Source organism: Acidovorax sp. LjRoot129 (genome assembly GCF_964253765.1).
In the GTDB taxonomy this organism is placed as follows: domain Bacteria; phylum Pseudomonadota; class Gammaproteobacteria; order Burkholderiales; family Burkholderiaceae_C; genus Acidovorax.
Genome location: NZ_CAXUSE020000001.1, coordinates 4,009,841 through 4,028,028, shown reverse-complemented (window position 1 = coordinate 4,028,028; position 18,188 = coordinate 4,009,841). Strand labels below are relative to the sequence as shown.

The following is an 18,188-nucleotide window of genomic DNA, read 5'->3' as shown; positions in this document are numbered from 1 at the left end:
TTGCCACTCCCACGTTTCGACAAAGAGAACACCATGCAAATCGACAATATCCGGGTAGCAAGAAAACTGTGGGGCGCTTTTCTTTTGCTGATGCTGGTCATGCTGGTCATTTCCGGCTACCAGCAATACCGGGGCAACACCTCGATGTCGGGCGCGATGGACCAGGTGGTCGAGATCGAAGAGCGCATCTCTGCCGCCATACGCTGGCGCGGCGCCACCGAGACCGCGGTGAACATGGTGATGGGCGGCGCGGTCACCACCGATGCGGTGCTGGCACAGCAGTACGACGCCAAGGTCAAGGAAATCATTGGCGGCATCAACAAGATCCAGGAAGGCATCGTGGCCGGCGCCACGGCGCCCGAGGAAAAAGCCGCGCTCGAAAAAGTGCTGGCCGAACGCAAGCTGGTGCTGGCCGCCACCGCCAAGACCTGGGAGCTCAAGGGCGCGGGCGACGGCGTGGCGACCCAGCAGTTTGCCGACAACGAACTCACCCCCCTGGTGGCGCGCTACCTCAAGGCGCAGGATGACTTTGTGGCGGTGCTGCAAAAACGGCGCGAAGAGATCCGTGCAGAAACCACCCAGCGCCGCGTTGCCTACGCCATCCAGGGCCTGGTGATGTCGGCCGTGCTGATCGTGGTGGTGCTGCTGCTTGCGTGGAAGCTCGTGCGCTCCATCACCGTGCCGCTCGAGGAAGCCGTGCAGACCATCGATGCGATTGCTGCTGGCGACCTCACGCGCGAACTGCAGTCCACCCGCAAGGACGAGTTCGGTCACATGCTGCGCTCGCTGTCGGCCATGTCCAACCGCCTGCGCGGCGTGGTGAGCGAGGTGCGCGGCGGCGTGGACGCGGTCTCGTCCGCGTCGATCCAGATCGCCAATGGCAACCACGACCTGTCGGCCCGCACCGAGCAGACTGCCTCGAACCTGGAGGAAACCGCGGCCAGCATGGAAGAGCTGACTGCCACGGTGAGCCAGTCGGCCGACACGGCCCGCCAGGCCAACCAGCTCGCGGGCACGGCAGCCCAGGCGGCGGCACGCGGCGGCGAGGTGGTCGGCCAGGTGGTCACCAGCATGCAGCAGATCACCGACAGCTCGCGCAAGATCAGCGACATCATCGGCGTGATCGACGGCATCGCCTTCCAGACCAACATCCTGGCGCTGAACGCCGCCGTGGAAGCCGCCCGTGCGGGCGAACAAGGCCGCGGCTTTGCCGTGGTGGCCAGTGAAGTGCGCAGCCTGGCCGGGCGCAGCGCCGAGGCGGCCAAGGAGATCAAGAACCTGATCAGCGCCTCGGTCGAGAACGTCGAGTCCGGCTCGGCGCAGGTCGCCCAGGCAGGCCAGACCATGGGCGAGATCGTGGCCAGCGTGCAGCGCGTGAGCGACCTCATCGGCGAGATCACTGCGTCGTCCGGCGAGCAGCGCGATGGCATCGCCCAGGTCAACCAGGCCGTGACGCACCTGGACCAGATGACGCAGCAGAACGCGGCGCTGGTGGAGGAATCCACCGCCGCGGCCGCATCGATGCGCGACCAGGCCCAGCGGCTGGCCGAAGTGGTGTCGGTGTTCAACGTCGGCGCCGTCGCGGTGCGCGCGCCGGCCCCAGCGCCACGCCCTGCGCCGGCCCCCGCTGCAGCGCCAAGGCCCGCGGTGGGCAACAAACCGGCCTCGGCCAGCGCACCGCGGGTCACCGGCGCCAAGCCCGCCGCACCGCGCGCCCCGGCGGCGCCGCGGCTGTCATCGTCGGCGGCTCCTGCCCCGGCCGCGCGGCCGCCAGTGGCGCGCCCTCCCGCTGCGCGACCCCCAAGCGCATCGTCGGCCCCCGCACCGCGCGCTGCGGCCAATGGTGGGGATGACGATTGGGAAAGCTTCTGAGCTATCGCAGGCGCAAAGACATTTGCTCCTGATTTGATAGCTACAAGTGCTTATTCATCCAGCGCAGGCGGCCGTTTTTACTTAAAAATGCCGCTGGCGCCCGTCCTCCAAGGCAGCCTCGGCTGCCTTTTGTTTTGTCCAGCTTGATGCTCTGAAGAAGGAAAGACGAATGCCCCTGGTCAACATCCGCCTGGCGCGCCGTGACGTGCCCACCACCGCCGCGCAAAAGGCCGCGCTGATTACCGGCGTCACGCAGCTCATGCAGCAAGTGCTGGACAAACGCCCCGACACCGTCACGGTGATCATTGATGAGGTCGACCCGGAGAACTGGGGGCATGGTGGTGAACCGGTGACGGCGATTCGCCAGCGCGCCAAAGGCCCGGCGCAGGCCTGAAGGGAGGCACCCATGGGCGTGCGCACGGCCACCGCCGCCGTCACGGTCGGCCGCTGCGGCCTGCGCCTGGAGGCTCGGACAATGGGTATCGCGAAGTGCTTGCCCTGGCAGCGGGTCTTACTGCAAGCAGCGCAGTGGCGATCCCTGCGCTTCACGCCCTCGGGACCCACCCCGACCTTGAGCCCACCAGGTACGCTCGTCGCCCGAAGCGGGCCCGTGCAGCTTTCCTACACCTGCGCCCCCTCGACCAGAAACTGCACCCTGCGCTCGCCCTTCCACTCGTTCACATCAAGCCGGAAGGCCAGCAGCACGCGTGCGGGTAGCTGCTCGGTGTGGCCGAACCAGATGGCGTCCACCGGGTTGCCCTGGTGCATGAGCTTGATCGACAGGTGGTTCTTGGCCTCGCCCACCAGGCGCTGGCTCACGATCTGCACTTCTTCGCTGAAGGTGGGGGGTGCAAAACCCTGGCCCCAGACCTCGTGGTGCAGGGTGTCCACCATGTCGGCACGGCAGTACTCGGGGGCCAGGGGCCCGTCCGTCTCGATGCGGCGGGTGAGGGTGGCGGCGTCCAACCACTCCTGCGCCACCTGGGCCAGGGCGCGCTCAAACACCTCGAAAGCTTGTTCGGCCACCGTGCAGCCCGCCGCCATGGCGTGGCCGCCAAACTTGAGGATCACGCCCGGGTGGCGCTTGGCCACCAGGTCGAGCGCATCGCGCAGATGAAAGCCGGGGATCGAGCGGCCCGAGCCTTTGAGCTCATGTTCCTTGCCCGGCGCGCTGCTGGCTGCAAACACAAAGGTCGGGCGGTGCAGCTTGTCCTTGATGCGGCTGGCCACGATGCCGACCACGCCTTCGTGAAAATCGGGGTCGAACACGCTGATCGCCGGCGGCGGTTCTTCGTCTTCCTGGAACAGGCTCTCGGCCATCAGCATGGCCTGCTCGCGCATGCCGCCTTCAATCTCGCGGCGCTCGCGGTTGATGCCATCGAGCGTGGCGGCCAGCTCGGCGGCGCGGCCCGCGTCGTCGGTCAGCAGGCATTCGATGCCCAGCGTCATGTCGGCCAGGCGCCCTGCGGCGTTGATGCGCGGGCCCAGAGCAAAACCGAAGTCGAATGTGGTGGCCACGGGCGCCTTGCGGCCGGCGGCGTGGAACAGTGCGGCCACGCCGGCCGGCATCTGGCCCGCGCGGATGCGCCGCAAGCCCTGCGCGACCAAGCGGCGGTTGTTGGCGTCGAGCTTGACCACGTCAGCCACGGTGCCCAGCGCAACCAACGTGAGCAGCGGGTCGAGCTTGGGTTGGCTGGCCGCATCAAACACGCCCCGCGCCCGCAGCTCGGCGCGCAGCGCCAGCAGCACATAAAACATCACGCCCACGCCGGCCATGGACTTGCTCTCGAACGTGCAGCCGGGCTGATTGGGGTTGACGATGGCGTCGGCCACCGGCAGCTCGGGGCCGGGCAGGTGGTGGTCGGTGACGACCACCGTCAGGCCCAGCGCCTTGGCCTCGGCCACGCCCTCTACGCTGGCGATGCCGTTGTCCACCGTGATCAGCACGTCGGCGCCGCGCTCGGCCACGCGGCGGGCGATGGATGCGGTGAGGCCGTAACCATCGGTCACGCGGTCGGGCACCAGGTAGTCCACATGCTGCGCGCCCAGCAGCCGCAGCCCGCGCACGCCCACGGCACAGGCGGTGGCGCCGTCGCAGTCGTAGTCGGCCACGATCACGAGGCGTTTGTTCTGCGCCATGGCATCGGCCAGCAGGCGGGCGGCGGTCTCAATGCCCTTGAGTCCCTTGTCGCCACTGGGCGGCAGCAGCCGGGCCAAGCCGTCGTCCAGCTCGTCCTTGCCTCGCACGCCGCGCGCCGCGTACAGGCGCGCCAGCAGCGGGTGCACGCCGGCCTGCTCCAGCGCCCAGGCGGCGCGGGGGGGAATGTCTCTTGCTATTATTTTCATAGCTGCTCGCGCACGTCCATAAAGCGCTGGGGCCTGAAAATGCTTCGAAAACGCTGGGCCAGCGTGCGCGGCGCGGTGTGGAAGGCCAGCGCATTGCGCTCGCCGCACAGTGTCAGTTGCACCGGCGCGCCATCTTCGGCCCTGCGCAGCAGATCGGCCACCGGGCCAGCGTCCAGCGCGGTCCAGGCGGCGGCCCAGGTGCGCCAGTCTTCGTTGACTGCGGCGTCGCGCAAGGTGGAGGGCACCGTCGGGGCAGGAGTTGCTGAAGGCGCAGGCGAAGGCAATGGACCCGTGCCATGCACCCAGAACGAGTTGATCACCGGCAGCCCGCGCTCCGAGCGCTCGTCGTTGAAGGCGTGGGTGTAAAGCAGCATCTGCATCTCGCTGTGCAGGCGGTGCAGCGTGCGGGCCTCTTTCACATCCGGCATCCAGGCGCGCACATCGCGCTGCAGCACGCGCTCCAGCGAGGCGGTGGCAAGCTGGGCAAACAGTGGGCCGCTGGCCAGCCAGCGTGTGGGCTGGTCGTAGTGCAGGGCGATGCCGTCTTCGGCAAACCAGGGGGACACGATGGCCAGCAGCGCGCGCGATGCGGCCTCGTCCAGTGCGAGCTGCTCGGGGCCGCGCAGCGTGACGTGGTCGGTGCTGACCTGCCACTGGCAGGGCGTGACGAACGCCCAGGCCTCGCCGTCTGCCGGCTGGCCTTGCTGGTGGCGATGCCATGCGGCCCAGGGGATGCGGCCGTCTTGCGCGGGGAGGCCCAGGGCGCGCGCCAGGGCGCGTTCGTGCGGGGTGGAGAAGCTGGTGTCTTCGCCGCTGTCGCTGCCGGCAGCGTGGGGGCTGAGCCGGGCCAGCAGCCGGTCCAGGTGGGGCAGGGCCAGGCCCTGCAGGGCTTGCTGGCATCCCGGGGCCGTGCTGGCGGCATGGGGGATGAGCAAATGGTGGGTGTCTGACATCCGGCTATTGTCCGGGATGCCACAATCTGCCCGCCCAGGCTGGGAGTCGGGGCGGTGAAGGTGGCAGCCAATGCTGCCGATGCCGCGCAGGCTCCCAGGCATTCCGCACTGCCCGGGCCCTTTCTTTTTGATCCATGAAAATCCCCTACGAACTGGCCCTGGGCTGGCGCTACACGCGCGCTGGCCGCGCTACGCGGCGCAACGGCTTCATCTCGTTCATCTCGGGCGTGTCCATGTTGGGCATTGCACTCGGGGTGGCGGCGCTCATCATCGTGCTCTCGGTGATGAACGGCTTCCAGAAGGAAGTGCGCGACCGCATGCTCAGCGTGGTCTCGCACGTCGAGATCTTTGCGCCCCAGGGCGCGGCCCTGGCCGACCCGGCACGCACGCTGGCCGAGGCCAAGCAGAACCCCAACGTGGTGGGCGCTGCGCCGTTTGTGGCGGCCCAGGCGCTGCTGGCACGGGGTGAGGACATGAAGGGCGCGCTGGTGCGCGGCATCGACCCGGCGCTCGAAGGCGCGGTGACCGACCTGGCCGCTGCCAATGAGCAGGTGCTCAATCAGCTGGTGCCCGGTGAATTCCGCGTGGTGCTGGGCGGTGAACTGGCCCGCGCCTTGGGCGTGCGCGCTGGCGATGTGGTCACGCTCATCGCGCCCGCAGGCCAGGTCACCCCGGCGGGAGTGGTGCCGCGCCTCAAGCAGATGACGGTGGCCGGCACGTTCGACTCGGGCCACTACGAATACGACTCCGCCCTGGTGCTGCTGCACCACGAGGACGCGCAGCGCATCTTCCGCCTGGAAGGCCCCACGGGCGTGCGCCTGAAGCTCAAGGACCTGCACATGGCGCGCGAGGTGGCCCAGCAGCTGGCGCAGTCCTTAAGCGGCCAATTGCTGATCCGCGACTGGACGCAACAAAACCGCACATGGTTCGCGGCCGTTCAGCTCGAAAAACGCATGATGTTCATCATCCTGACGCTGATCGTGGCCGTGGCCGCGTTCAACCTGGTCTCTACCCTGGTGATGACGGTGACCGACAAGCGCGCCGACATTGCCATCCTGCGTACGCTGGGGGCGAGCCCGAAAAGCATCATGGGCATCTTTGTGGTGCAGGGCGCCATGGTGGGCGTGATCGGCACGGCTGTGGGCCTGCTGCTGGGCCTGGGGATCGCGTTCAACATCGACGTGATCGTGCCGACCATCGAGAAGGCGCTGAACGCGAGCTTCTTGCCCAAGGACATCTACCTCATCAGCAAGATGCCCAGCGAGCCGCAAAGCAGCGACATCCTGCCCATCGGCATCATCTCGTTGGTGTTGGCTTTTGTGGCCACCCTGTACCCCAGCTGGCGCGCCAGCCGCGTGAACCCCGCCGAGGCACTTCGCTATGAATAATGTAGCTACTAGCGCAGTACCATCAAGCGCTGGAGGCCAAAATGGCTTGAAAAACCAGGTCGTACTGGAAGCCCGTGGCATCACCAAGCGCTTTACCGAAGGCCGCCTGGACGTGACCGTGCTGCAGGGCGTGGACCTGCAGATCCATGCCGGCGAAACGCTGGCCATCGTCGGCGCGTCGGGCTCTGGCAAAAGCACGCTGCTGCACCTGCTGGGCGGGCTGGATGCGCCGACGTCAGGCACCGTGCGGCTGAAGGGCGACGAAATGTCCTCGCTGTCGGCAGAACGCCAGGGCCAGCTGCGCAACCAGCACCTGGGTTTTATCTACCAGTTCCACCACCTGTTGCCTGAGTTCAGCGCGCTGGACAACGTGGCAATGCCGCTGCGCATCCGCCGCATGCCGCTGGCGCAGTGCCATGCCGAGGCTGAGCGGGTGCTCACCTCCGTCGGGTTGAAGGAACGCCTGATGCACCGGCCCGCCGAGCTGTCGGGCGGCGAGCGCCAGCGCGTGGCGATTGCGCGTGCGCTGGTCACGCGGCCCGCCTGTGTGCTGGCCGACGAGCCCACTGGCAACCTGGACCGCACCACGGCAGACGGCGTGTTCGACCTGATGCTGCAACTGGCGCGCGACCAGGGCACGGCGTTTGTCATGGTCACGCACGATGAGTCACTGGCCGCGCGCTGCGACCGCGTGGTGCGGCTGGTGCTAGGGCGGCTAAGCTAGGCAAGCTCGGCCCCACCGCTGAGCCCAGCGTTGCGGGCCGGGGCGCGGCTCAGATGCCGAGAATCTTCTTGGCTTCGGCCAGCGATTTCATCGAGTCGTCGTGTTTGCCCGCCTTGTGGTGCGCTTCGCCGTCGGCGCGCAGCTGTTTGACCTTGGCGGCGTTGTCTGCCGACAGGCTCGGATTGGTGGCCAGCTTGGCGTCGATGGCCTTCATTTCGTTGGGGCAGTTGTGGGCCAGTGCGGTGCCGGCCGCCGTGGCGACGAGCACAAAGGCGCACGCTTGGATCAAAGAACGCATGGATGTCTCCTGGTTGGCACGTCGTGTCGACGACATGCTGGTTGCTACATCACCCTCCCGTACCACCACACCGACAACGCCGCCGCCAGCAGGGCCAGCGCCGCGCCTGCCAGTGCGAGCAGGGCGGAGATCTCGGTCTCCTTCTTTTCCACCGTGAGGCGTGAGCTGAGGGTCTCGTACACCTTCTTCAGATCCGCTGCCGTTGCGGCGTGAAAGTACTCGGCATTGGTGCGGGTGGCCACGGCCTTCAGGGTCTCCTCATCCAGCCGCACACGCATCGACCAGCCCTCGAAACCGATGGTCTCGCCCTGCACCGTGCCTACTCCCACCGTGTACACCCGCACCCCGCGGTCGGCTGCCCACTTGGCGGCTTCGAGCGGGTCGACGCCGGTGGTGCGCTGGCCGTCGGTCAGCATGATGATGGCGGCCGAGTTGTAGGAGCCCGGTGCCACCGGGGTGAAGGTCTTGGCCGGGTCCTGCTTGTTGCCGATCTCGTCGATGGGCTTGGGGCGCATGGCCTGGCGGCCGCCCAGCGCGGCGATGTCGATCCCGGCGTCGGGGAAGATGGTGGCCAGCGACAGCATGATGCCGTTGCCCGTGGCTGTGCCGCGCTGCAGCTGAAAGCTGTCGATCGCCTTGACCAGGTCTTCGCGGCTTTGGGTGGGCAGCTGGGCCAGCTGGGCGCTGCCGGCAAACGCCACGATGCCCACGCGCACGTGCCGAGGCAGTTCGGTGATGAAGGCCTTGGCGGCGTTCTGGGCGGCGGTGATGCGGTCGGGCTCCACATCGGTGGCGCGCATGCTGCCTGAGACATCCATGGCCAGCATGATGGTCTGGTCCTGCGAAGGCAGGGTGATCACCGCCAGCGGCCGGGCGGCGGCCAGCAGCAATGCGATCAGCGCCAGCAGGAACAGAGCCGGCGGGATGTGGCGCCGAAAGCGCTGGCCAGGGCCCAGCGCCTCGCGCACCAGCGACAGGCTGGAGTAGCTCAGCGCAGTCTTCTTGCGCCGGTGCAGCAGCCACCAGTACAGCAGCACCAAGAGGGGCGCAACCAGCAGCAGCCAGAGCAGGGTGGGCCAGAGAAAAACCATGGTGCGGGTCCTCGGGTGGCGTGTGGGTGGTCGTTCAGGCCGCGGCGGGCACGGCCGTTGCCCCCGCCAGTGGCGCGATGGAGCGGCCGCGTGGCGTCCGCACGCGGCGCTGGCGCATGTCCATGAAGCGCAGCAGGGCGTCAACCAGATCGTCGTCCGTGCACAGCTCCAGCGTGTCGGCGCCGGCGCGGGTCAGCCCTTCGCGCAGCGTCGCCTCGCGCTCTGCGGCCAGGCGCGCAAAGCGCCGGCGAAAGCCGGCGTCGTGGGTGTCCACCATCAGTTGTTCGCCGCTTTCAGCATCGCGCAGCGTGATCAGGCCGACGTCGGGCAGCTCCAGCTCCAGCGGATCGAGCAGGCGCACGGCCACCACGTCATGCCGCTGGGCGAGCTGGGCCAGCGGCTTTTCCCAGCCGGGGGCGCTGATGAAGTCCGACACCACGAATACAGTGGAGCGGCGGCGCAGGTTGGTGAGCCCTGTCAGCAGCAGCCGATGCAGCTCAGTGGCGCCACCGCCCGCTTTGGTGCGCTTGGGCGCGGCTTTTTCGGGGGTCAGCAGCCGGTGCACCAGATGCAGCACGTGGGCGCGGCTGCTGCGGGGTGGCAGCACGGCATCTACCACGCGTTCGGCCTGGCCGCCGCCGCCGCCGTACAGCATGGCGCCCACGCGGTTGCCGTGGCGCGTGAGCAGGCGCGAGAGCACGGCGACAAAGCCGGTCAGGATGTCGCGCTTGGTTTGGCCCGCGGGGCCAAAACTGATCGACGGGCTCAAGTCGAGCAGGAACCAAGCGGTCATCTCGCGGTCTTCGGTGAACACGCGCACGTGGGGCACGTTCAGGCGTGCGGTCACGTTCCAGTCGATATGGCGCACATCGTCGTGGGGCTGGTATTCGCGCAGGTCGGCCAGGTCCAGGCCGCTGCCCCGCATCAGCGTGCGGTAGTCGCCCTGCAGCAGGCCGTCCAGGCGGCGAATCACCTTCCACTCCAGCTCGCGCAGCAGCCGGTCGGCCTGCCCCGGCAGGGTAGGCAGTGCGTGGACCGTGGCGGAAGGGGCTTCAGGCGGCTTAGTGCTCATGGCGGTCGTCAAAAAAGTTCAGGCAACTTTTTGCTCGTGGTGCAAGGGGCGTGCAGGCGCAGGAATCTTGGCCATGATCTTTTGGATCAGTGCGTCGGCGTCCAGCCCCTCGGAGAGCGCCTCGTACGACAGCGCAACGCGGTGGCGCAGCACATCGGCGGCCAGGTCGGTCATGTCCTCGGGCAGCACGTAGTTGCGCCCGCGCAGCATGGCCAGGGCCTGCGCGCCTTCGGCCAGCGCAATCGTGGCGCGCGGGCTGGCGCCGCAGCTGATGAAACCGGCCAGCTCTTTCAAGCCGTGCCGCGCCGGCACGCGCGTGGCGGCCACCAGCTTGACGGCGTACTGCAGCATGGACGGGTCCACATACACCGTGCGGCACTCGGCCTGCAGCACGGCCAGCTGGGCGGTGGTGGCCACGGGCAACACCTGCACGGGCAGGTCGAGCGCCCGCTGCGCGATCACGAACTCTTCCTCTTCGGTGGGGTAGCCCAGCAGCACCTTCATCATGAAGCGGTCCACCTGGGCCTCGGGCAGCGCGTAGGTGCCTTCGGTCTCGATCGGGTTTTGCGTGGCCATCACGAGGAAGGGCTCGGGCACCTTGTGCGTCTCGCCGGCAATCGTGACCTGGCGCTCCTGCATCACCTCGAGCAGGGCACTTTGCACCTTGGCGGGCGCGCGGTTGATTTCATCGGCCAGCAGCAGGTGGGTGAACACCGGGCCGAGGGCCGTGCTGAATTCACCCGTCTTCTGGTTGTACATGCGGGTGCCTACCAGGTCAGCGGGCACCAGGTCGGGCGTGAACTGGATGCGCTTGAAGCTGCCCTGAATGGTGCTGGCCAGCGTCTTCACGGTAAGCGTCTTGGCCAGGCCCGGCACGCCCTCGACCAGCAGATGGCCCTGGGCGAGCATGGCGACCATCACGCGCTCCAGAAAGCGGTCCTGGCCCACCACCACGCGCTTGACTTCGTAGAGCACCTGTTCCATCAAGGTGGCGGTGGAGGCGTTGGTGGCATGGGGCGATGGGGTGGATTCCATGGTGCTCCTTGAGGAAGACGGGTCGATAGGCAGGGTCAGAAAGGCGGCATGCCCACGGCAGACGCCGCGTTCTCAATGGGCACCGCAAAGCCGATGCCGATGAAGGTGCGCGCCGAGGTGGGATTGAGGATGGCAGTGACGATGCCCACCACCTCGCCGTCGAGCGTGACCAGCGGGCCGCCGGAATTGCCCGGATTGGCCGCAGCGTCGAACTGGATCAGGTTGCTGAGCTGGCGCTTGCCTTCGGGCGAGGTGAATTCGCGCTTGAGGCCCGACACCACGCCCGCCGAGGCCGAAGGGCCAATTCCAAAGGGGAAGCCAACAGCCACCACATGGTCGCCCGGGCGGAGGTCCTGCGTGGAGCGCAGCGGGGCGGCAAACAGGTCGTCGGGCACTTTGTGGGCCTGCAGCACGGCTAGGTCGTTCTCGGGCTGGGCGCCGGTGATGCTGGCCGTGGTCTCCAGGCCGTCGTGGAAGGTGATGGCGATGCGGTCGGAGCCTGCCACCACGTGCAGGTTGGTCAGGATCACGCCCTTGTCGATGATGACGACGCCGGTGCCCACGCCGCGCTCGACTTCTTCCTTGCCGTTCTTGCTGCGGCCGTAGCCCACCACCCGCACGATGGAGGGCGAGATCGCCTCGACAGCGCGGGCTGCGGCGGAAGGCAGTGTGGTGGTTTCCAGCGTGCGCAGTACTGCGGCGTCGATGTCTTCCTGTGTGATCTTGCGCGGGGCGGGGCGGTGGTGCAGCCACAGGCTGGCCACCAGCAGGGCTGAGAGCAGCGCGATCATGGCCCAGAGGCTGCGCACATGTCGCCGGGACAGCGGGGCTGCGGCTGCAGCTACGGGGAGGGCAGGAGTGGAGGGAGCGAGGCCGATGTCATCGGCTGCCGAGGCTTGAGAGGCAGACGCAGTGGCCGGAACGTCCCCTTCCGCAGCGGGGCGGCGGGCTGGGCGGGAACTGCTGTAGAGGGCGGGCCGGGGCATCCTGTCACCTTTTCTACTGCGCCGGGGAAAAGCGCATGGTTTTCACGTTAGCACGTATCCGAGCCAGATGCACCTGCAAGGTTTCGTGAGGCATCATGAATGGATGACTGCCTGGATCGACACCCATTGCCACCTGGACGCGCCCGAGTTCGACCCCGACCGCGATGCGGTCCGCCAGGAAGCCCGTACACGCGGCGTGGCGCATTGCGTGATCCCGGCGGTGGAGCGCAGCAACTGGGCCACCGTGCGGGAGCTGGCGCATCGGCATCGGGACAGCTACGCGCTCGGCATCCACCCCTTGTACACCGGGCGTGCGGAGGACGAAGACCTGAACCGGCTGGCCGCGGAACTGGAACAGCACCGCGCGGACCCGCGCCTGGTCGCCATCGGTGAAATCGGCCTCGACTATTTCGTCGCCGGCCTCGACCCGACCCGGCAGGAGCGCTTTTACCGGGCGCAGTTGCAGCTGGCGCGCCGGTTCGATCTGCCGGTGATATTGCATGTACGCCGCTCGTCCGACAAATTGCTCAAGGGCCTGCGCGAGCTGCCCGTGCAGGGCGGCATTGCGCACGCTTTCAATGGCAGCCTGCAGCAGGCGCAGGCGTTCATCGGGTTGGGTTTCAAGCTCGGCTTTGGCGGCGCCATGACCTATGACCGGGCCCTGCAGCTGCGCCGCCTGGCGGCTGAATTGCCCGGGGATGCCCTGGTGATGGAAACCGACGCCCCCGACATCCAGCCCCACTGGCTCTACACCACGGCAGCCCAGCGGGCCGAAGGCCAACCCCAGGGGCGCAATGCGCCCGGGGAGTTGCCGCGCATTGCCGAGGTGCTGGCACAGCTGCGCGGCCAACCTCTGCAGGCCTTGGCCGCGGCCACAACCCGCAACGCATGTGCGGCGTTGCCGCGGTTGCAAGCTTTGCTGGCGCCGGTGGCGTGAGCGCATTCCGCGCGGCCAGAATGTGGAGCAATTTGGGAGGTTTGCGCTGGATGGGTCACGGTTTGCAGCTATCTTTTTTGTGAACCGGCAAGGGGCCTCGCGCGGTTTCGGTCCAGAATCGCCGCATGCCTGAAGTCCCTACAACCGGTGCCACGCCAGCCCCTGCCGCCCCCCGCTGGCAAGGGCTGCCACCTGTGGCGTCCGGAGAGACGGTGGTGTTGGTGCTGGGGAGCTTTCCAGGTGCGGCCTCCTTGCGGGCGCAGCAGTATTACGCCCACCCGCAGAACCATTTCTGGAAGATCCTGCAGGCCTTGTGGCCGCAATATGCGCTGCCAGGCCCCTACCCGCAGCGCTGCGACTGGCTGCTGGCCCGCGGCCTCGGGATGTGGGATGTCTACGAAAGCTGCGAGCGCGACGGCAGCCTGGATGCCAGTATCCGCCGCGCCCAGGTCAACGACTTCGCCCGCCTGCAAGGGCTCTGCCCGCGCCTGGCGGCCCTGGCGCACAACGGTGCCGAGAGTTTTCGGCATGCCCCGGCCGCGTTGGCCTGCCTGGGCGCGCCAGACATCCCCCACGTCACGGCGGTGCGGCTTCCGTCGACCAGCCCGGCCAACGCCTCGTGGAGTTTTGAGCGTAAATTGGCCGCCTGGTCGGAGCTGATGGCCGCCCACAGATTGATTTGACTGCCTGAATGACCCGAAAAAAGAACACGACCCCAGAGCTGCCAGAAGTCAGCGTCTCCGACGACGGGGAGGTGCGGCACCTGCACCTGGGCACGCCCTGGATCCAGGGGTCGATGCGCGTGGCCGAGCCGTTTGAGCTGGAGCTGGAATATGTGCAGCGCATGATGGCCTGGCTGCTGTTTGCCGAGCCCGCGCAAGTCTCCAAAGGCCACGCCATGCAGCTGGGCCTGGGGGCCGGCGCCATCACCAAGTTCTGCCACAAGAAATTGCGCATCTGCACCACGGCCATCGAGCTCAACCCGCAGGTGGTGGCGGTGTGCCGGCAATGGTTCAAGCTGCCGCCCGACGGCCCCAAGCTGCGCGTGGTCCTGGCCGACGCTGCCAAGGAGATTCAGAACCCGATGTGGCTGGGCACTGTGGACGCGCTGGCGGTGGATCTGTATGACCACGACGCGGCCGCGCCCGTGCTCGACAGCCCGGACTTCTACGCCGACTGCCGCGCACTGCTTACCGAAACCGGCAGCATGACCGTGAACCTGTTCGGCCGAGCATCCAGCTACGACCGCAGCCTCAAGAGCATGGCCGAAGCCTTTGGCGAAGACGCGCTCTGGTCGTTCAAACCCACGCGGGAGGGCAACACCGTCGTGCTCGCCCAGCGAAATCCCACGCGACCCAAGCGTACGGAGCTGGCTGCCCGGGCCGAGGCGATTCAAGCCCGCTGGGATTTGCCCACCACGAAATGGCTGCGGGTCTTCAAGCCCGTGGCTGCCTGACCCCACACGCCAGCGGCGCCCTACCGAAAAAGGTCTTTCATGAAAACGTCCCTCGCTTCCCCTGATACCACTGCGGGCCGGTCGTATGCGGGCCCCATGGACTGGCGCCGCGTGGTGCAGTGGTTGAGCGATGACCAGGTCATCTCCCCCGAAGAGGCCCAGCGCACGGTCGCCCGCTGCTCGCAGGCAGAAAGCTCCCAGCACGCGCTGGTCCGCCTTGCCAACGTGGCGATGGAGCGCGCCAGCGACGGCAAACCGCTCGATATTGAAGCCCTTTCTGAATACATCGCCAAGCGCGCTGGGTTGCCTTACCTGCGCATTGATCCCCTCAAGGTGGACGTGGGCCGTGTGGCAGACACCATGAGCGCCACCTACGCCGAGCGCCACAAGGTGTTGCCGGTGCAGGTCACCACCAAGGAGGTCGTAGTGGCCACGGCCGAGCCTTTCATCGATGACTGGGTGGCAGAGGTGGAGCGCCAGTCCCGGCGCACTGTGCGCCGCGTGGTCGCAAGCCCGCTGGACATTCACCGCTTCACCGCCGAATTTTTTGCATTGGCCAAATCGGTGCGCGCCGCACAGAAGGCCGGTGGCAACTCGGGTGGCAGCAGCTTTGAGCAACTGGTGGAGCTGGGCAAGAGCAACAAGCAGCTGGACGCCAACGACCAGGGTGTGGTCAAGGTGGTGGACTGGCTCTGGCAGTACGCGTTTGACCAGCGCGCCAGCGACATCCACCTGGAGCCGCGCCGCGACCAGGGCGTGATCCGCTTTCGCATCGACGGCGTGCTCCATCCCGTGTACCAGATGCCCATGGGCGTGCACAACGCGATGGTGTCGCGCATCAAGCTGCTCGGCCGCATCGACGTGGTGGAAAAGCGCCGCCCGCAGGACGGCCGCATCAAGACCCGCAACCAGCGCGGCGAGGAGGTGGAAATGCGCCTCTCGACGCTGCCCACGGCCTTCGGCGAAAAGATGGTGATGCGGATTTTTGATCCGGACAATGCCGTCAAGGATCTTGATGCCCTGGGCTTTGCCCAACACGATGCGGCGCGCTGGGAGAGCCTAGTCAAACGCCCGCACGGCATCATTCTGGTGACGGGGCCCACGGGCTCGGGCAAGACCACCACGCTGTATTCCACGCTGAAGCGGGTGGCGACCGAAGAGGTCAACGTGAGCACGGTGGAAGACCCGATCGAAATGATCGAGCCCAGCTTCAACCAGACCCAGGTGCAGCCCCAGCTCGACTTCAACTTCGCCGAAGGCCTGCGCGCACTGATGCGGCAGGACCCCGACATCATCATGGTGGGCGAAATCCGCGACCTGGAGACGGCGGAGATGGCGATCCAGGCGGCGCTCACGGGCCACCTAGTGTTCTCGACCCTGCATACCAACGATGCCCCGTCCGCCATCACCCGCATGATGGAACTGGGTGTGCCGCCGTACCTGCTCAATGCCACCTTGCTCGGTGTGCTAGCCCAGCGCCTGGTGCGCACCCTGTGCAAGCAGTGCAAACAAAAGGACGAGGGCGCCGACCGCGAAGCCCTGGCGGCCATGGTCAAGCCCTGGAAGCTCAGCGGGGGCTACCAGCCCTACAAGCCGGTCGGCTGTGTGGATTGCCGCATGGGTGGCTTCCGCGGGCGCATGGGCTTGTACGAGTTGCTCACCGTGAGCGAGGCCCTCAAGGACAAGATCAACCAGGCACCGTCCATCGACAGCCTGCGCCGCCAGGCGGTGCAGGACGGCATGCGCCCACTGCGCCTGGCGGGGGCGCTGCGCGTGGCCGAAGGCATCACCACCATGGAAGAAGTGGTCGCTGCCACGCCGCCGCTGGAATGATCTGACGGGCACCTGCGCCCCGACAACAGGTGGTAACACGTTACTGGATGTAGGTGGAATCCACATCTGTGAGGCGCATTGTTGCCCGCACAATCGCGCAGTCGAGATTTCCGCCAAGGAGACAATTCGTGAAAATCAAAAGTCAAAAAGACTTCTTTGCCGGGCTCATGTTCATGAGCATCGGCGTAGCGTTTGCGTGGGGCGCAACCACGTACAACGTCGGCAACGGTGCACGCATGGGCCCGGGCTACTTTCCCCTGCTGCTGGGGATCCTGCTGGCCATCATCGGCAGCGTGATCACCTTCAAAGCCACCACAGTGGAAACCCAGGACGGTGACAAGATCGGCAAGTGGGCCTGGAAGCCGCTGTTCTTCATCCTGGCCGCCAACTTCGCCTTCGGCATCTTGCTGGGCGGTCTGCCCAGTGTGGGCGTGCCTGCGATGGGCCTCATCGTCGGCATCTATGCACTGACGTTCATTGCAAGTCTTGCAGGGCAGGAGTTCCATGCGAAGTCCGTGTTTGTCCTCGCCACGGTGCTGGCCATTGGCAGCTACGTGGCTTTCGTCTGGGCGCTCAAGCTGCAGTTCCCTGTGTGGCCGAGTTTCATCACGGGTTAAGCAGGAGCACCGACCATGGATTTGATCAATAACCTCTCGATGGGTTTTGGCGTGGCATTCACGTTCCAGAACCTGATCTACTGCTTTGTCGGCTGCCTCTTGGGCACGCTGATCGGTGTGCTGCCGGGCATCGGCCCTGTGGCCACCATCGCCATGCTGCTGCCTGCCACCTATGCGCTGCCTCCGGTGGCCGCCCTGATCATGCTGGCTGGCATCTATTACGGCGCCCAATACGGCGGCTCCACCACGGCCATCCTGGTCAACCTGCCGGGAGAATCGTCCTCGGTGGTGACCGTGATCGATGGCTACCAGATGGCGAGAAAGGGGAGGGCGGGGCCCGCCCTCGCTGCTGCGGGGTTGGGCTCGTTCTTTGCGGGCTGCGTGGGCACCTTGATCCTGGCCGCGTTTGCGCCGCCGCTCACCGAAGTGGCCTTCAAGTTCGGCCCTGCCGAGTACTTCTCGCTGATGGTGCTGGGCCTGATTGGTGCCGTGGTGCTGGCCTCGGGCTCGCTGCTCAAGGCCGTGGCCATGATCGTGCTGGGCCTGCTGATGGGCCTGGTGGGGACTGACGTGAATTCGGGTGTGGCCCGCTTCAGCTTCGACATCCCTGAGCTGACCGACGGTATCGGCTTTGTGACCATCGCCATGGGCGTGTTCGGTTACGGCGAAATCATTGCCAACCTCTCGCGTCCTGACGATGAGCGCGAGGTGTTCACTGCCAAGGTCGAGGGCCTGTTCCCGACCAAGGAAGACTTCAAGCGCATGATTCCTGCCGTGCTGCGTGGCACGGCGTTGGGTGCGGCACTGGGTATCCTGCCCGGCGGTGGTGCATTGCTGGCCGCGTTTGCTGCTTACACGGTCGAGAAGAAGACCAAGCTCAAGCCCGGCGAAGTGCCATTTGGCCAAGGCAACATCCGCGGTGTGGCGGCTCCCGAGTCGGCCAACAATGCAGGTTCGCAAACCTCCTTCATTCCTCTGCTGACGCTGGGCATCCCACCCAACGCCGTGATGGCCCTGATGGTGGGCGCGATGACGATCCACAACATCCAACCTGGTCCCCAGGTGATGACCAGCAACCCCGAACTCTTCTGGGGCCTGATCGCCTCGATGTGGATCGGCAATGCGATGCTGATCGTGCTGAACCTGCCGCTGATCGGCATCTGGATCAAGCTGCTCACGGTGCCCTACCGCTGGCTCTTCCCGTCCATCGTGCTGTTCTGCGCGGTGGGGGTGTATTCCACCAACAACAACACGTTTGATATCTGGATGGTGGGTGCGTTTGGCCTGGTCGGCTACATCTTCCACAAGCTGGGCACCGAGCCTGCGCCTTTGCTGCTGGGCTTCATCCTGGGCCCGATGATGGAAGAAAACCTGCGCCGCGCCTTGCTGCTGTCGCGGGGCGACTGGAGCGTGTTTGTCACGCGTCCGCTGTCGGCCGGCCTGCTGGCTGCCGCTGCGCTGCTGCTCATCATCGTGCTGCTGCCTTCCGTGAAGAACAAGCGCGAAGAGGCATTCGTCGAGGACTGAGCGCGCTGCTTTTTCATCCGACTCCAGAACAACGGCACCCTCGGGTGCCGTTG

The 18,188-nt window shown here is 66.6% G+C and carries 17 protein-coding genes; 10 read left to right on the top strand and 7 right to left on the bottom strand.

Translation table 11 applies throughout. The features are described from left to right. Positions 1-33 precede the first annotated feature (33 nt). Together ACSQ3Q_RS18490 and ACSQ3Q_RS18485 are read left to right on the top strand one after the other, a co-directional pair. Positions 34-1,872, top strand: a complete 1,839-nt coding sequence (locus ACSQ3Q_RS18490) for a methyl-accepting chemotaxis protein (protein WP_436135791.1) — start codon at positions 34-36, stop codon at positions 1,870-1,872. A 169-nt stretch (positions 1,873-2,041) separates the two neighbouring features. Further along, positions 2,042-2,266, top strand: a complete 225-nt coding sequence (locus ACSQ3Q_RS18485) for a tautomerase family protein (RefSeq protein WP_436135790.1) — start codon at positions 2,042-2,044, stop codon at positions 2,264-2,266. A gap of 227 nt (positions 2,267-2,493) precedes the next feature. On the opposite strand, the gene recJ is transcribed toward ACSQ3Q_RS18485, so the two are convergent. Together recJ and ACSQ3Q_RS18475 are read right to left on the bottom strand one after the other, a co-directional pair. After that, complete coding sequence (recJ, locus tag ACSQ3Q_RS18480; RefSeq protein ID WP_436135789.1) at positions 2,494-4,218, bottom strand: single-stranded-DNA-specific exonuclease RecJ; 1,725 nt, start codon at positions 4,216-4,218, stop codon at positions 2,494-2,496. After that, the gene (locus tag ACSQ3Q_RS18475; protein ID WP_436135788.1) at positions 4,215-5,171 is read right to left on the bottom strand and encodes a phosphoglycerate mutase; all 957 of its coding nucleotides are present in this window, start codon (positions 5,169-5,171) and stop codon (positions 4,215-4,217) included. Before ACSQ3Q_RS18475 ends, recJ begins: the two co-directional genes overlap by 4 nt. A gap of 134 nt (positions 5,172-5,305) precedes the next feature. On the opposite strand from ACSQ3Q_RS18475, the gene ACSQ3Q_RS18470 reads away from it, so the two are divergent. Together ACSQ3Q_RS18470 and lolD are read left to right on the top strand one after the other, a co-directional pair. Continuing rightward, complete coding sequence (locus tag ACSQ3Q_RS18470) at positions 5,306-6,559, top strand: lipoprotein-releasing ABC transporter permease subunit (RefSeq protein WP_436135787.1); 1,254 nt, start codon at positions 5,306-5,308, stop codon at positions 6,557-6,559. Next, entirely contained in the window at positions 6,552-7,283 is a 732-nt protein-coding gene (lolD, locus tag ACSQ3Q_RS18465) for a lipoprotein-releasing ABC transporter ATP-binding protein LolD (RefSeq protein ID WP_436135786.1), read from the top strand. Before ACSQ3Q_RS18470 ends, lolD begins: the two co-directional genes overlap by 8 nt. Positions 7,284-7,332: 49 nt before the next feature. Here lolD and ACSQ3Q_RS18460 read toward each other — a convergent pair whose 3' ends face one another. The 5 genes from ACSQ3Q_RS18460 to ACSQ3Q_RS18440 are packed head-to-tail and all read right to left on the bottom strand — an operon-like array spanning position 7,333 to position 11,765. Continuing rightward, positions 7,333-7,581 (bottom strand): hypothetical protein, encoded by a 249-nt coding sequence (locus tag ACSQ3Q_RS18460; RefSeq protein ID WP_436135785.1) that lies wholly within the window; start codon positions 7,579-7,581, stop codon positions 7,333-7,335. A 44-nt stretch (positions 7,582-7,625) separates the two neighbouring features. Continuing rightward, positions 7,626-8,672, bottom strand: coding sequence for a VWA domain-containing protein (locus ACSQ3Q_RS18455; protein ID WP_436135784.1), 1,047 nt, complete (start codon positions 8,670-8,672; stop codon positions 7,626-7,628). A gap of 34 nt (positions 8,673-8,706) precedes the next feature. Further along, positions 8,707-9,744: a DUF58 domain-containing protein gene (locus tag ACSQ3Q_RS18450; RefSeq protein WP_436135783.1), complete on the bottom strand. Its 1,038-nt coding sequence runs from the start codon at positions 9,742-9,744 to the stop codon at positions 8,707-8,709. Between the two features lie 18 nt (positions 9,745-9,762). Continuing rightward, complete coding sequence (locus tag ACSQ3Q_RS18445) at positions 9,763-10,779, bottom strand: AAA family ATPase (RefSeq protein ID WP_436135782.1); 1,017 nt, start codon at positions 10,777-10,779, stop codon at positions 9,763-9,765. A gap of 35 nt (positions 10,780-10,814) precedes the next feature. Further along, positions 10,815-11,765 (bottom strand): S1C family serine protease, encoded by a 951-nt coding sequence (locus ACSQ3Q_RS18440; RefSeq protein WP_436135781.1) that lies wholly within the window; start codon positions 11,763-11,765, stop codon positions 10,815-10,817. A gap of 103 nt (positions 11,766-11,868) precedes the next feature. On the opposite strand from ACSQ3Q_RS18440, the gene ACSQ3Q_RS18435 reads away from it, so the two are divergent. The 6 genes from ACSQ3Q_RS18435 to ACSQ3Q_RS18410 all read left to right on the top strand — a co-directional run bounded on the left by ACSQ3Q_RS18435 (position 11,869) and on the right by ACSQ3Q_RS18410 (position 18,135). Further along, on the top strand, positions 11,869-12,702 hold the full coding sequence (locus tag ACSQ3Q_RS18435) for a TatD family hydrolase (RefSeq protein ID WP_436135780.1): 834 nt from the start codon (positions 11,869-11,871) through the stop codon (positions 12,700-12,702). A 125-nt stretch (positions 12,703-12,827) separates the two neighbouring features. Further along, a complete protein-coding gene (locus ACSQ3Q_RS18430; RefSeq protein ID WP_436135779.1) occupies positions 12,828-13,385 on the top strand; it encodes a DNA-deoxyinosine glycosylase in 558 nt (185 codons plus the stop codon). 8 nt (positions 13,386-13,393) lie between these two features. Continuing rightward, on the top strand, positions 13,394-14,158 hold the full coding sequence (locus tag ACSQ3Q_RS18425; RefSeq protein ID WP_436135778.1) for a spermidine synthase: 765 nt from the start codon (positions 13,394-13,396) through the stop codon (positions 14,156-14,158). 39 nt (positions 14,159-14,197) lie between these two features. Next, positions 14,198-15,991, top strand: coding sequence for a GspE/PulE family protein (locus ACSQ3Q_RS18420; RefSeq protein WP_436135777.1), 1,794 nt, complete (start codon positions 14,198-14,200; stop codon positions 15,989-15,991). 128 nt (positions 15,992-16,119) lie between these two features. Beyond that, positions 16,120-16,608, top strand: a complete 489-nt coding sequence (locus tag ACSQ3Q_RS18415; RefSeq protein ID WP_436135776.1) for a tripartite tricarboxylate transporter TctB family protein — start codon at positions 16,120-16,122, stop codon at positions 16,606-16,608. 15 nt (positions 16,609-16,623) lie between these two features. Then, on the top strand, positions 16,624-18,135 hold the full coding sequence (locus tag ACSQ3Q_RS18410; protein WP_436135775.1) for a tripartite tricarboxylate transporter permease: 1,512 nt from the start codon (positions 16,624-16,626) through the stop codon (positions 18,133-18,135). The last annotated feature ends 53 nt before the right edge of the window (positions 18,136-18,188 follow it).

What these genes read in the sequence shown, in the direction of transcription:
- ACSQ3Q_RS18490 (WP_436135791.1), top strand. Translation starts at nt 34, where the DNA reads ATGCAAATCGACAATATCCGGGTAGCAAGAAAACTGTGGGGCGCTTTT.
- ACSQ3Q_RS18485 (WP_436135790.1), top strand. Translation starts at nt 2,042, where the DNA reads ATGCCCCTGGTCAACATCCGCCTGGCGCGCCGTGACGTGCCCACCACC.
- recJ (WP_436135789.1), bottom strand. Translation starts at nt 4,218, where the DNA reads ATGAAAATAATAGCAAGAGACATTCCCCCCCGCGCCGCCTGGGCGCTG.
- ACSQ3Q_RS18475 (WP_436135788.1), bottom strand. Translation starts at nt 5,171, where the DNA reads ATGTCAGACACCCACCATTTGCTCATCCCCCATGCCGCCAGCACGGCC.
- ACSQ3Q_RS18470 (WP_436135787.1), top strand. Translation starts at nt 5,306, where the DNA reads ATGAAAATCCCCTACGAACTGGCCCTGGGCTGGCGCTACACGCGCGCT.
- lolD (WP_436135786.1), top strand. Translation starts at nt 6,552, where the DNA reads ATGAATAATGTAGCTACTAGCGCAGTACCATCAAGCGCTGGAGGCCAA.
- ACSQ3Q_RS18460 (WP_436135785.1), bottom strand. Translation starts at nt 7,581, where the DNA reads ATGCGTTCTTTGATCCAAGCGTGCGCCTTTGTGCTCGTCGCCACGGCG.
- ACSQ3Q_RS18455 (WP_436135784.1), bottom strand. Translation starts at nt 8,672, where the DNA reads ATGGTTTTTCTCTGGCCCACCCTGCTCTGGCTGCTGCTGGTTGCGCCC.
- ACSQ3Q_RS18450 (WP_436135783.1), bottom strand. Translation starts at nt 9,744, where the DNA reads ATGAGCACTAAGCCGCCTGAAGCCCCTTCCGCCACGGTCCACGCACTG.
- ACSQ3Q_RS18445 (WP_436135782.1), bottom strand. Translation starts at nt 10,779, where the DNA reads ATGGAATCCACCCCATCGCCCCATGCCACCAACGCCTCCACCGCCACC.
- ACSQ3Q_RS18440 (WP_436135781.1), bottom strand. Translation starts at nt 11,765, where the DNA reads ATGCCCCGGCCCGCCCTCTACAGCAGTTCCCGCCCAGCCCGCCGCCCC.
- ACSQ3Q_RS18435 (WP_436135780.1), top strand. Translation starts at nt 11,869, where the DNA reads ATGACTGCCTGGATCGACACCCATTGCCACCTGGACGCGCCCGAGTTC.
- ACSQ3Q_RS18430 (WP_436135779.1), top strand. Translation starts at nt 12,828, where the DNA reads ATGCCTGAAGTCCCTACAACCGGTGCCACGCCAGCCCCTGCCGCCCCC.
- ACSQ3Q_RS18425 (WP_436135778.1), top strand. Translation starts at nt 13,394, where the DNA reads ATGACCCGAAAAAAGAACACGACCCCAGAGCTGCCAGAAGTCAGCGTC.
- ACSQ3Q_RS18420 (WP_436135777.1), top strand. Translation starts at nt 14,198, where the DNA reads ATGAAAACGTCCCTCGCTTCCCCTGATACCACTGCGGGCCGGTCGTAT.
- ACSQ3Q_RS18410 (WP_436135775.1), top strand. Translation starts at nt 16,624, where the DNA reads ATGGATTTGATCAATAACCTCTCGATGGGTTTTGGCGTGGCATTCACG.